Raw genomic sequence first — 12,672 nt, forward strand, 5'->3', positions numbered from 1 at the left:
GATGGCAAATGAGCAGGTACTAACAGCTGAACAGGTACTCGAGAAAGCAAGTCAATATTTAGTGGATGAAGATATTGAGCTAGTGGCGCGTGCCTATGAATATGCACGTGATGCGCATAGTGAACAATATAGAAAATCGGGTGAACCGTACATTATTCATCCAATTCAAGTTGCAGGTATTTTAGTTGATTTACACATGGACCCAGCTACAGTATCAGCAGGTTTCTTACATGATGTAGTGGAAGATACAGAGATTACATTAGAAGATATCGAACGGGAATTTAATAAAGAAATTGCTATGCTTGTCGATGGTGTAACAAAGCTCGGAAAGATTAAATATAAATCTCATGAGCAACAACAAGCAGAAAACCATCGCAAAATGTTTATCGCAATGGCTCAAGATATTCGAGTTATTTTAATTAAACTAGCTGATCGTCTTCATAACATGCGTACATTGAAACATTTGCCTCAAGAGAAGCAGCGTCGCATTGCGAATGAAACGTTAGAAATCTTTGCACCTTTAGCACATAGACTCGGAATTAGTACTATTAAATGGGAGTTAGAGGATACGTCACTTCGCTATTTAAATCCGCAACAATATTATCGTATTGTAAATTTAATGAAGCGTAAACGTGCGGAGCGTGAAGAGTATTTAGATGAAGTAATGACTGGTATTCGTGAGAAATTAAAAGAGGTTTCAATTCAACCTGAGATTTCTGGAAGACCAAAACATATTTACAGTATTTATCGTAAAATGGCACTGCAAAATAAACAGTTCAATGAAATTTACGATTTACTAGCTGTACGTGTCGTAGTAAATAGTATTAAAGATTGTTATGCGGTGCTTGGAATTATTCATACGTGCTGGAAGCCAATGCCAGGTCGTTTTAAAGATTATATTGCAATGCCGAAAGCAAATCTATATCAATCTCTTCATACGACTGTAATTGGGCCGAAAGGTGATCCGCTTGAAGTGCAAATTCGTACGAAAGAAATGCATGAGATTGCAGAATTCGGGATCGCGGCACACTGGGCGTATAAAGAAGGGAAAACAGCAGAAACAACTGGTACATTAGAGAAGAAACTAACTTGGTTCCGTCAAATATTAGAATGGCAAAATGAAGCTTCTAATGCAGAAGAGTTTATGGAGTCATTAAAAATTGATTTGTTCTCTGACATGGTATTCGTCTTTACACCGAAAGGCGACGTAATGGAATTGCCACTTGGATCTGTTCCGATTGACTTTTCGTATCGTGTCCATTCGGAGATTGGAAATAAAACAATTGGTGCAAAAGTAAACGGCAAAATGGTGACGCTTGATTATAAATTAAAAACTGGTGACATCATTGAAATTTTAACATCGAAACATTCGTATGGGCCAAGTCAAGACTGGGTGAAACTTGCTCAAACATCTCATGCGAAAAACAAAATACGTCAATTCTTTAAGAAGCAACGTAGAGATGAAAATATTGAAAAAGGCCGTGAACTTGTTGAGAAAGAAGTGCGTAGCCTAGAGTATGAGATGAAAGAAGTGTTAGCTCCTGACAATTTAAAACGTGTTGCTGAGAAGTTCAATTTTGCAAATGAAGAAGATATGTTTGCAGCAGTTGGATATAGCGGGATTACAGCGTCGCAAATTGTTACGCGACTAACGGACAAATTCCGTAAGCAACGTGAAGAAGAAGAAATCGTTGAAGTTAAAGAAGTTCGTAAACCGATGAAAATTCGAAAATGGGATTCTGGCGTTAAAGTAAGTGGTGCGGATAATTTATTAATTCGTTTATCAAAATGCTGTAACCCGGTTCCAGGTGATGATATCGTTGGGTATATTACGAAAGGTCGAGGTGTATCGATTCACCGCCGTGATTGTGTAAATGTTCATACAGAAGAAGCTATAGAACGTTTATTGGAAGTAGAGTGGGAAGGTAGTCCTGAAAAAGAAATTGAGTATAACGTTGATATTGAAATTTCAGGTTACGATCGCCGTGGCTTATTAAATGAAGTATTACAAGCTGTTACAGAGACGAAAACGTATATTTCGGCAGTTTCTGGTAGAAGTGACCGTAATAAGATGGCGACAATTAATATGTCAATCTCTATTCGTAACTTACAGCACTTGAAAAAAGTAGTAGAACGCATTAAACGTGTTCCAGAAATTTATGCAGTACGACGCATGATGCATTAATAGGGAGTGTAGAAAAGATGAGAGTTGTTTTACAACGATCAAAAGAAGCGTCTGTCACAGTAGACGGTGAGATCGTAGGACAAATTCCGTTCGGTTTAACATTACTAGTTGGCATTACGCATGAAGATACAGAAAAAGATGCAACTTACATTGCAGAAAAAATTGCGAACTTACGTATTTTTGAAGATGAGAGTGGAAAGATGAACCATTCTGTACTTGATGTAGAAGGACAAGTTCTATCAATTTCGCAATTCACATTATACGGAGATTGCCGTAAGGGAAGACGTCCCAACTTTATGGATGCTGCCAAACCTGATTATGCAGAGCGTTTATATGATTTCTTTAATGAGGAAGTTCGTAAGCAAGGATTGCATGTAGAAACAGGGAAGTTCGGAGCAATGATGGATGTTTCTTTAGTCAATGATGGTCCGGTGACCTTAATTGTGGATAGTAAATAGTGTTGCTTAACAAGAGGGGATTATATAATCCTCTCTTGTTTATACATTGTTGTATGTTTTGTTCATTTATCCTGCTATTTGTGGGAGGTCAACTGCCCGTAAAAGCCTGATTAGTGAGGGCTAATAATGAGTGGGGGATGGACAAAACCCCTATTCATTAAAGTTTCACTTTATTTGGAATCAATAGCCGTTTCAGTTATGTATAACTCTTTCATCAATATGGAACAATAAAAAGTAAAACATCTATATTGAATGTGAGGGATATACGTATGCGTATGAATGAAAAAGGGCATTCTGTTACAAATGGTGCAAATCAACTGTTTAACGTAAATTTTCATGATTTTATTTCAAAAGAGCAAAACAATACTTCAATGGAGCTTGCTTCTGAGTTTGGGATTTCTCTTCAAGATGTAAAGCGTCTAAAGAAGCAGATTGAACGCTCTTAGAGTACTTGACAATCCTACTCAACAAACGTATAGTAATTTTATATTTACATATGAATATAACCGTTGATAGAGAAGAGTAAATGAGACACACATGGAAAGAGAAGAAATGTCTTAGGCTGAAAACATTTCTGCATGATGACTGATTGAATGACACTCTAGAGGTTTCAACTTGAACGGCATATATGCTTAGTAGGGATGAACGCACATTTAAGCGTTATTAAAAAAGTGGAAGCATACGTGCTTCAATTAGGGTGGCACCACGGGTATAATACTCTCGTCCCTACTGTTCAAACAGTAGAGGCGGGAGTTTTTTTATTTTTATTAAGATTAAAACAATTTGAGGAGGAACTGAATATGTCTATTCAAATCCCACGCGGAACGCAAGATATTCTTCCAGGTAGCGTTGAGTTATGGCAGTATATCGAAGGGCAAGCACGCGAAATTTGCCGTCGTTACAACTATAAAGAAATTCGTACACCAATTTTTGAACACACGGAGCTATTTTTACGTGGTGTTGGTGATACGACAGATATCGTACAAAAAGAAATGTACTCATTCCAAGATCGTGGAGAGCGCAGTTTAACATTACGTCCAGAAGGTACTGCACCTGTTGTACGTTCTTACGTTGAAAACAAAATGTTCGGTGATGCAACACAACCAACGAAATTATACTATATCGGTCAAATGTTCCGTTACGAAAGACCACAAGCAGGTCGCTATCGTCAATTCGTACAATTTGGTATTGAAGCAATCGGTAGTAACGATCCTGCAATTGATGCAGAAGTAATTGCACTTGCTGTAGAGTTTTACCGCGGCATGGGCTTGAAAAATATTAAAGTTGTATTAAACAGCTTAGGTGATGCAGCGAGCCGTCAAGCGCACCGTGATGCGTTAATCGCACACTTTGAGCCACGTATCGGCGAGTTCTGTTCTGACTGTCAATCTCGTTTAGAAAAGAACCCTCTTCGTATTTTAGATTGTAAGAAGGACCGTAACCATGAATTAATGGGAACAGCACCATCTATTACAGAATACTTAAACGAAGATTCGGCAGTATACTACGACAAAGTTCAAGAATTATTAACGATGATGGATGTTCCATTTGAAAAAGATCCGAACTTAGTACGTGGTTTAGACTACTACCAACACACTGTTTTTGAAATTATGAGTGAGGCAGAAGGTTTCGGTGCTATCACTACATTAAGCGGTGGTGGACGTTATAATGGGCTTGTACAAGAAATCGGTGGACCAGAAATGCCAGGTATCGGTTTTGCGATGAGTATCGAACGTTTAATTATGGCGCTAAAAGCTGAAAACATTGAATTACCAATTGAACATAGTATCGATTGTTACGTTGTAGCGCTTGGTGAAAAAGCGAAAGACCATGCTGCGAAAGTTGCATTTGATCTTCGTAAAGCTGGATTATCAGTTGAAAAAGATTATTTAGACCGCAAAATGAAAGCGCAATTTAAATCAGCAGATCGTCTAAAGGCGAAATTTGTAGCTGTATTAGGGGAAGATGAGCTAGATAAAGGCATCATTAACTTAAAAGATATGGCAACAGGCGAACAAGAAGAAGTAGCATTAGATGTATTTGCTTCATACGTAGCAGAGAAATTAATATAGGGGGAACTTACAGTGGCTGAAAGAACACATGCATGTGGAAAAGTAACAGTAGAAGCAGTTGGACAAACAGTTCAATTAAAAGGTTGGGTACAAAAACGCCGTGATTTAGGTGGATTAATCTTTATCGACTTACGTGACCGTACAGGTATCGTGCAAGTTGTATTTAACCCAGAAACATCAAAAGAAGCGTTAGAAATAGCAGAAACAATTCGTAGTGAATACGTATTGCACGTAGAAGGTACAGTTGTTGAGCGTGGTGAAGGCGCAATTAATGACAATATGGCAACTGGTCGTATTGAAGTACAAGCAACGAAAGTAAACGTATTAAATGCAGCAAAAACAACGCCAATCATTATTGCTGATGATACAGATGCATCAGAAGATGTGCGTTTGAAATATCGTTATTTAGACTTACGTCGTCCTGCAATGTTTAACACATTCAAAATGCGTCACGACGTAACGAAAACAATTCGTAACTTCTTAGACACAGAAGAGTTCTTAGAAGTGGAAACACCAATTTTAACGAAGAGTACACCAGAAGGAGCTCGTGACTATTTAGTACCAAGTCGTGTACATGATGGTGAATTCTATGCGTTACCACAGTCTCCACAATTATTTAAACAGCTTCTTATGGTCGGCGGATTTGAGCGTTACTATCAAGTAGCACGTTGTTTCCGTGACGAAGATTTACGTGCAGACCGTCAACCAGAATTCACGCAAATCGACATCGAAGCTTCATTCTTAACACAAGATGAAATTTTAGATATGATGGAGCGTATGATGACGAAAGTTATGAAGGATGCAAAAGGTGTAGAAGTGAGTGCACCATTCCCTCGTATGAAATATGCTGATGCAATGGCTCGTTACGGTTCTGATAAGCCGGATACACGCTTTGAAATGGAATTAACAGACCTATCTGAATTTGCTGCAGGTTGTGGCTTTAAAGTATTTACAAGTGCTGTAGAAAGCGGCGGACAAGTAAAAGCAATTAATGCAAAAGGTGCTGCGAGCAAATATTCTCGTAAAGATATCGATGCATTAACTGAATTCGTGAAAGTATACGGTGCAAAAGGTCTAGCTTGGCTTAAAGTGGAAGAGGACGGCCTAAAAGGACCAATCGCGAAATTCTTCGGTGAAGAAGATGCAAACGCGTTAATGACTACGTTAGAAGCTACGGCTGGCGACTTATTACTATTCGTAGCAGATAAGAAGAGCGTTGTTGCAGATAGCTTAGGTGCACTTCGTTTACGTCTAGGTAAAGAGCTTGAGTTAATTGACGAAAGTAAATTTAACTTCCTATGGGTAACGGATTGGCCACTTCTTGAGTACGATGAAGATGCAGATCGTTACTTCGCAGCTCACCACCCATTCACAATGCCATTCCGTGAAGATGTTGAGTTATTAGAAACGGCACCAGAAAAAGCACGTGCACAAGCATATGACCTTGTATTAAATGGTTATGAGCTTGGCGGTGGATCACTTCGTATTTACGAGCGTGACGTACAAGAAAAAATGTTCAAAGCACTTGGATTCTCACAAGAAGAAGCACAAGAGCAATTCGGATTCTTATTAGAAGCATTCGAATACGGTACTCCACCACACGGTGGTATCGCATTAGGTTTAGACCGTCTTGTTATGTTACTTGCAGGCCGTACGAACCTTCGTGATACAATTGCATTCCCGAAAACAGCAAGCGCAAGCTGCTTATTAACAGAAGCTCCAAGCCCAGTAGCAGAAGCACAGCTTGAAGAGTTAAACTTAAAATTAAGCTTAAAAGAAGAGAAGTAAGAATAAAGTCTAGATGGTTATACTATAGCCGTCTAGACTTTTTTTGAGAGGTTGTTTAAAAAGTCCGGTTTAGATAACTGTCGCATCTCATCGTTACGTATGCTAGTCCAGTGCTCGAGTAGTACTCCTACACTGCGCTTCTCCTAGCATACGTGCCTCGATCTGCTCGGTTCTCTCTAAATCCTCCTTTTTAAGCGTATATTGAAAGGGTTGTTTAAAAAGTCCGGTTTACACTATGTTTTTATTCTCGAAATATGTATTTTTAGGAATTCTATAACTTTTTCTATACAAATAGTCGGAAAAACGCTAGAATACATGATAGACCATTTTTGTAATAGGAGTGTAGAGCTGAATGTTACATCAATTTTCACGTAATGAATTAGCCTTCGGTAAAGAAGGACTTGAAATATTAAAAAATAGTACAGTCGGTATTTTAGGAATTGGCGGCGTAGGGTCATTTTCGGCAGAGGCGTTAGCACGTTCTGGCGTAGGACGTCTCGTATTAGTCGATAAAGACGTTGTAGATATTACAAACGTAAACCGTCAAATTCACGCGTTAGTATCTACTGTAGGACGTTCAAAAGTAGAATTAATGAAAGAGCGTATCGCAGACATTAATCCAGAGTGTGAAGTAATTGGGCTAGAAATGTTTTATACTGATGAAACATATGAAGAGTTCTTCAAACATGGATTGGATTTCGTAGTAGATGCATCTGATACGATTACGTTCAAAATTCATTTAATTAAACAATGCTTACGTCGAAAAATTAAAATTATCTCATGCATGGGTGCAGCAAATAAAATGGACCCAACTCGTTTCCGTATTGCGGACATCTCTAAAACACATACAGATCCAATTGCGAAAGTAATTCGTACGAAGCTTCGTAAAGATGGTATTAAAAAAGGTGTAAAAGTTGTCTTCTCTGACGAAAACCCAATCGTAATTCGTGAAGAAGTACGTAAAGAAATCGTACCAGACGAAAATGCAAAAATTCGTAAAGCGAAATTACCACCTTCATCAAATGCATTCGTACCATCTGTGGCAGGCCTAATTATGGCAAGTCACGTTGTACGTGAACGTATTAAAAACGTTGAAGTGAAGCGTGTAGGGCAAGAATAAAAAGAAAGCATATATCCGTCTAGGATATATGCTTTTTCTATTAGGTGACATCCTTTTTAATTTTCTGCAGAATAAATAATATCTAAATTACCATTTTGATCTGTCTTGAAAATTGGAGCGATCTGTTCTTCTTGTTCTTCAACCGAAACGAGTTTTCGAGCACGGTCCATAATTCTAACAAGCATTGCATAATCTTCTTCGATTGCTTGTTGTTTTTTTGAGAGTACCGCTAATTTTGCTTCCAGTTCATGATTCGTTTTTTTCAAAGTCGTGAGCTGAGCTTGTAATACTTCATTTTCAGTTTGTAACTTTGCGAGTGAAGGGTTGGTATGCTCTAAGTTTTGCAAAAACGAGATGACATGTTGCATTGTAAGATCCTGTTTGTTTGGCATAATATCTTCTGAAAACTCGGCATCAATTACGAGTTGTTTCGTTTGCGTGAAATGCTCTTTTTCTATTTTAGCTTCAGAGCGTTTTAATTCTTTACGTTGTTTTTTTGCAAGTTGCACCGCATCTTCGTAATTCGGTCTTACTTCAGCATTCCATCTAAATCCGCAAGCTGCGGAAGTGCGGTTCAATGTATCGCCGACTTCATCGAATGCTTTTATTTGTGTGCTACCGCTGCGAATATGTCGTAAAACAGTTTCTGCTAAAAGGAGATCGTCTTCTTTTGTCCATGCATCTTGACGTGTTTTCATAAGCGAAGCCTCCATAATGGTGACGTTTTCGCTTAGGTTACCCTTTATTTTTCGTTTTATTCGAACTTTGTAATCTTTCATATACAGTAGAAAGTGCTTGCTCAAATTTCCCTGTCGTTTTCGGTTTATAATATTGTTTGTTTTTTATTTTATCAGGTAAGTATTGTTGTTGTACCCATCCATTTGGATGGTCGTGTGGATACAAGTATCCAATGCCTCTTCCAAGTGATTCTGCGCCTTTGTAATGACTATCTTTTAAATGACTTGGAATGTCGCCTGTTTGACCGTTACGTAAATCGTGTAATGCAGTATCAAGTGCTTTGTAAGCTGAGTTTGATTTTGGTGATAAGCAAAGCTCGATAACAGCATTTGCAAGTGGTATGCGTGCCTCCGGGAATCCAACTCGTTCCGCTGATTCTATAGCTGCTAGTGTACGCGGTCCGGCTTGTGGGCTAGCAAGTCCGATATCTTCATATGCCATAATAAGAAGACGTCTACCAATGCTTTGCAAATCACCAGCTTCAATAAGACGTGCTAAATAATGAAGTGCTGCATTTACATCACTTCCGCGCACCGATTTTTGAAATGCCGATAATACGTCATAATGAGCATCTCCACCTTTGTCGTGAACGAAGCTCTTTTTTTGCATGCATTCTTCTGCAATTTCTAGCGTAATTACCGCAGCTTTTTCGTCCGTTGTAAAGCTAGATAAAACAGCTAGTTCAAGTGCATTATAAGCAGAACGCATATCTCCACCAGATGCATTTGCAAAGTGATGTAATGCTTCCGGCGTAACCGTTACATCATATTCTCCAAGACCTTTTTCTTTATCTTCAAGTGCTCGTTTTAAGCCAATTAAAAGATCATCTTCTGTTAATGCGTGTAATTCGAAGATTTGACAACGACTTCGAATAGCAGAATTAATAGCATGGAACGGATTACTCGTTGTTGCACCGATTAAGGTAAGGAGTCCGCTTTCTAAATGAGGTAATAGAAAATCCTGTTTTGCTTTATCTAGACGGTGTACTTCATCTAAAATTAAAACGAGGTGTCGATGCATCTTTGCTTCTTGTACGACAACTTCTATATCTTTTTTATTATGAGTAACAGCATTTAATAGGCGAAAAGGGGTTCCAGTACTTCCTGCAATTGCGCTCGCAATGGATGTTTTTCCTGTGCCTGGAGGGCCGTATAAAATCATAGATTGAAAATGATTTGCTTGGACCATTCGCCATAAAATTTTTCCTTCACCAACTAAATGTTGTTGTCCGATAATTTCTTGAATATTTGTAGGGCGCATTCGATGTGCGAGTGGCTGTTTCATTTTTACCGTCTCCCTTAATGTATAATCTCTTTCTATCGTATCATTTTTTTTAGTGGAATTTGAAATAGGATGCTGTTTTGTGGGAAAAATGAATATAAATATTTTCATTTTTCTTTCAATTGTAATAATTTCCGAGTTTTTCAATGTGATTTTATGTTATCATTTTGATACACAAGTTGAAATTTCTTATAATACTATATTATGCTATAATTTCATAGGATTTTAAATTGTGTTCTTTTATAAATAAGATATAACCAATAGAAGTGAAAATTTGAAAAGAGGTGCAAAATAGATGAAGATTTCAACGAAAGGCCGCTACGGCTTAACAATTATGATCGATCTTGCAAAAAAGTTTGGTGAAGGTCCAATTTCCTTAAAATCAATTGCGCAGGCACATGATTTATCGGAACATTACTTAGAGCAATTAATTTCACCACTTCGTAACGCTCGTCTAGTAAAGAGTACGCGCGGGGCATATGGCGGATATGTATTGTCTGATCAGCCAGCTAACATTACAGCTGGGGATGTAATCCGTGTATTAGAGGGTCCGATTAGTGTTGTAGAAATGATAGAAGAAGAGGAACCGGCACAACGCCAATTATGGATGCGTGTTCGTGATGCGGTGCAAGAAGTGTTAGATAGCACAACGTTAGAAGATTTAGTACGTTATGAGGAAGAAAATCACGGGGGCTATATGTTTTACATTTAATTCCTTGTGAAACGATTTGGAAAGAAGGAGATTTAATGGAACGCATTTACTTAGATCATGCTGCGACATCTCCGACTCACCCAGAAGTGGTCGAAAAGATGATTCCATATATGACAGAAACATTCGGGAACCCGTCTAGTATTCACTTTTATGGACGTCAAACGCGCCATGCAGTAGATGAGGCAAGACGCGCGGGAGCACGTAGCATTCATGCGAATCCGAATGAAATTATATTTACGAGCGGTGGTACAGAAGCTGATAATTTAGCGCTTATAGGTGTAGCACGTGCGAATCGTCATAAAGGTAACCATATTATAACGACGCGAATTGAACATCATGCAATTTTGCATACGTGTGAATTGTTAGAGCGCGAAGGGTTTGAAGTGACATATTTACCTGTTGATGAAACAGGACGCGTTCAAGTTTCTGACATACAAAATGCATTAACAGAAGAGACGATTCTCGTATCCGTTATGTTTGGGAATAATGAAGTCGGGACGATGCAACCAATCGCGGAAATAGGGAAGTTGCTAAAAGAGCATCAAGCTTATTTTCATACAGATGCGGTACAAGCTTACGGATTAGTAGAAATAGATGTGAAAGAGTTCGGCATTGATTTATTATCGATTTCAGCTCATAAAATTAATGGACCAAAAGGTGTAGGGTTCCTATACGCTGGTGCAAATGTGAAATTTGAACCGTTATTAATAGGCGGGGAGCAAGAAAGAAAACGCCGTGCTGGTACTGAAAATGTACCGAGTATCGTTGGTTTGCAACATGCAATTTTGTTAGCTGAAAAAACTCGTGAGCAAAAAAATGCCCAATTTGAAGAGTTTAAAGATATAATGGTATCTGTCTTCAAAAATGAAGACATTACTTTCGAGGTAAACGGAAACTTAGAATATCGCTTACCACATGTGCTTAATATCAGTTTTACAGGAATGAACATTGAACCGTTCCTTGTGAACTTAGATATAGCTGGCATTGCAGTGTCAAGTGGCTCGGCGTGTACAGCTGGTTCGATTGATCCATCACATGTATTAGTAGCGATGTTCGGAAAAGACTCCGATCAAATACGTTCATCCGTACGCTTTAGTTTTGGACTTGGAAATACGAAAGAGCAAATTGAGAAAGCGGCGTACGAAACAGTGAAAATCGTGAAGCGATTAACACAAAATTAGCATGGGAGGTGACATGATGAACAAACTACCTCAAGAAACACGCGTTGTCATCGGGATGTCCGGTGGCGTCGATTCATCTGTAGCAGCTCTTTTATTAAAAGAGCAAGGTTATGATGTAATCGGAATTTTTATGAAAAACTGGGATGATACAGATGAGAATGGTGTCTGCACAGCAACAGAAGATTACAATGATGTAATTGAAGTGTGTAACCAAATTGGCATTCCGTATTATGCAGTAAACTTTGAAAAACAATACTGGGATAAAGTATTTACGTACTTCTTAGATGAGTACCGAGCTGGTCGTACACCAAACCCAGATGTAATGTGTAACAAAGAAATTAAATTTAAAGCATTTTTAGAGCATGCGATTGCGCTTGGTGCTGATTATGTAGCGACAGGTCATTATGCACGCGTTGCTTATATGGACGGCGAATATAAAATGCTTCGCGGCGTTGATGATAATAAAGACCAAACGTATTTCTTGAATCAATTAAGCCAAGAGCAATTATCAAAAACAATGTTCCCATTAGGTGAATTAAAGAAACCGCAAATTCGTGAAATGGCGACAGAAGCTGGTTTAGCGACAGCGGCGAAGAAAGATAGTACTGGTATTTGCTTTATCGGTGAGCGTAACTTTAAAGATTTCTTAAGCAACTATTTACCAGCGCAACCAGGTGTGATGCAAACATTATCTGGTGAAGTGAAAGGGAAGCATGACGGTTTAATGTACTATACAATTGGACAACGTCATGGCCTTGGTATTGGTGGTAACGGTGATCCGTGGTTTGCTGTTGGAAAAAACTTAAAAGAAAACATTTTATATGTTGATCAAGGATTCCATAACGAACTTCTATATGGTGATGAAGTTATTGCTACGAATATCGGCTGGGTAAGTAATGAAGCGAAAGAAAAAGAATTTAAGTGCACAGCAAAATTCCGTTATCGTCAAGAAGACAATAAAGTAACGGTTCAAATCGTTGATGAAAATACAGTTCGTATTCTTTGTGACGAGCCAATTCGTGCAATTACACCAGGACAAGCAGTTGTTTTCTATGATGGAGATGAGTGCTTAGGCGGTGCTACAATTGATGAAGTATATCGTAGTGGTAAGAAATTGGATTATTTAGGATAAAATGA

At 38.5% G+C, this 12,672-nt stretch carries 11 protein-coding genes and 1 other annotated feature; of the genes, 9 read left to right on the forward strand and 2 right to left on the reverse strand.

The window, feature by feature from the left end:
* Position 1 precedes the first annotated feature (1 nt).
* From relA to QCI46_RS05330, 6 genes are all read left to right on the forward strand, one after another.
* Positions 2–2,185 carry a GTP diphosphokinase gene (gene relA / locus QCI46_RS05305; RefSeq protein WP_353839748.1) on the forward strand — a complete coding sequence of 728 codons (2,184 nt, stop codon included), beginning with the start codon at positions 2–4 and terminating at the stop codon, positions 2,183–2,185.
* Between the two features lie 17 nt (positions 2,186–2,202).
* On the forward strand, positions 2,203–2,643 hold the full coding sequence (locus QCI46_RS05310) for a D-tyrosyl-tRNA(Tyr) deacylase (protein ID WP_353839749.1): 441 nt from the start codon (positions 2,203–2,205) through the stop codon (positions 2,641–2,643).
* 269 nt (positions 2,644–2,912) lie between these two features.
* A complete protein-coding gene (locus tag QCI46_RS05315) occupies positions 2,913–3,089 on the forward strand; it encodes a hypothetical protein (protein ID WP_001242605.1) in 177 nt (58 codons plus the stop codon).
* Positions 3,090–3,143: 54 nt separating this feature from the next.
* Positions 3,144–3,374: a binding site (T-box leader), on the forward strand.
* Positions 3,375–3,443: 69 nt separating this feature from the next.
* Complete coding sequence (gene hisS, locus QCI46_RS05320) at positions 3,444–4,715, forward strand: histidine--tRNA ligase (RefSeq protein WP_000027073.1); 1,272 nt, start codon at positions 3,444–3,446, stop codon at positions 4,713–4,715.
* Positions 4,716–4,727: 12 nt separating this feature from the next.
* Positions 4,728–6,503: an aspartate--tRNA ligase gene (gene aspS, locus QCI46_RS05325; protein ID WP_353839750.1), complete on the forward strand. Its 1,776-nt coding sequence runs from the start codon at positions 4,728–4,730 to the stop codon at positions 6,501–6,503.
* Between the two features lie 352 nt (positions 6,504–6,855).
* Complete coding sequence (locus QCI46_RS05330; RefSeq protein WP_000903181.1) at positions 6,856–7,623, forward strand: tRNA threonylcarbamoyladenosine dehydratase; 768 nt, start codon at positions 6,856–6,858, stop codon at positions 7,621–7,623.
* Positions 7,624–7,679: 56 nt separating this feature from the next.
* Here the strand turns inward: QCI46_RS05330 and QCI46_RS05335 are convergent, their stop codons facing one another.
* Together QCI46_RS05335 and QCI46_RS05340 are read right to left on the reverse strand one after the other, a co-directional pair.
* Positions 7,680–8,321, reverse strand: coding sequence for an RsfA family transcriptional regulator (locus QCI46_RS05335; RefSeq protein ID WP_048541421.1), 642 nt, complete (start codon positions 8,319–8,321; stop codon positions 7,680–7,682).
* 37 nt (positions 8,322–8,358) lie between these two features.
* Entirely contained in the window at positions 8,359–9,645 is a 1,287-nt protein-coding gene (locus tag QCI46_RS05340) for a replication-associated recombination protein A (protein ID WP_353839751.1), read from the reverse strand.
* A 292-nt stretch (positions 9,646–9,937) separates the two neighbouring features.
* Here QCI46_RS05340 and cymR point away from each other — a divergent pair, with 292 nt between their 5' ends.
* The 3 genes from cymR to mnmA are packed head-to-tail and all read left to right on the forward strand — an operon-like array spanning position 9,938 to position 12,667.
* A complete protein-coding gene (gene cymR, locus QCI46_RS05345) occupies positions 9,938–10,354 on the forward strand; it encodes a cysteine metabolism transcriptional regulator CymR (protein ID WP_000704116.1) in 417 nt (138 codons plus the stop codon).
* Positions 10,355–10,389: 35 nt separating this feature from the next.
* On the forward strand, positions 10,390–11,535 hold the full coding sequence (locus QCI46_RS05350; protein ID WP_353839752.1) for a cysteine desulfurase family protein: 1,146 nt from the start codon (positions 10,390–10,392) through the stop codon (positions 11,533–11,535).
* 16 nt (positions 11,536–11,551) lie between these two features.
* Complete coding sequence (gene mnmA / locus QCI46_RS05355) at positions 11,552–12,667, forward strand: tRNA 2-thiouridine(34) synthase MnmA (protein WP_001038022.1); 1,116 nt, start codon at positions 11,552–11,554, stop codon at positions 12,665–12,667.
* The last annotated feature ends 5 nt before the right edge of the window (positions 12,668–12,672 follow it).

The sequence above is a fragment of the Bacillus cereus group sp. RP32 genome (assembly GCF_040459735.1).
In the GTDB taxonomy this organism is placed as follows: Bacteria; Bacillota; Bacilli; order Bacillales; family Bacillaceae_G; genus Bacillus_A; species Bacillus_A wiedmannii.

What these genes read in the sequence shown, in the direction of transcription:
- relA (WP_353839748.1), top strand. Translation starts at nt 2, where the DNA reads ATGGCAAATGAGCAGGTACTAACAGCTGAACAGGTACTCGAGAAAGCA.
- QCI46_RS05310 (WP_353839749.1), top strand. Translation starts at nt 2,203, where the DNA reads ATGAGAGTTGTTTTACAACGATCAAAAGAAGCGTCTGTCACAGTAGAC.
- QCI46_RS05315 (WP_001242605.1), top strand. Translation starts at nt 2,913, where the DNA reads ATGCGTATGAATGAAAAAGGGCATTCTGTTACAAATGGTGCAAATCAA.
- hisS (WP_000027073.1), top strand. Translation starts at nt 3,444, where the DNA reads ATGTCTATTCAAATCCCACGCGGAACGCAAGATATTCTTCCAGGTAGC.
- QCI46_RS05330 (WP_000903181.1), top strand. Translation starts at nt 6,856, where the DNA reads ATGTTACATCAATTTTCACGTAATGAATTAGCCTTCGGTAAAGAAGGA.
- QCI46_RS05335 (WP_048541421.1), bottom strand. Translation starts at nt 8,321, where the DNA reads ATGAAAACACGTCAAGATGCATGGACAAAAGAAGACGATCTCCTTTTA.
- QCI46_RS05340 (WP_353839751.1), bottom strand. Translation starts at nt 9,645, where the DNA reads ATGAAACAGCCACTCGCACATCGAATGCGCCCTACAAATATTCAAGAA.
- cymR (WP_000704116.1), top strand. Translation starts at nt 9,938, where the DNA reads ATGAAGATTTCAACGAAAGGCCGCTACGGCTTAACAATTATGATCGAT.
- QCI46_RS05350 (WP_353839752.1), top strand. Translation starts at nt 10,390, where the DNA reads ATGGAACGCATTTACTTAGATCATGCTGCGACATCTCCGACTCACCCA.
- mnmA (WP_001038022.1), top strand. Translation starts at nt 11,552, where the DNA reads ATGAACAAACTACCTCAAGAAACACGCGTTGTCATCGGGATGTCCGGT.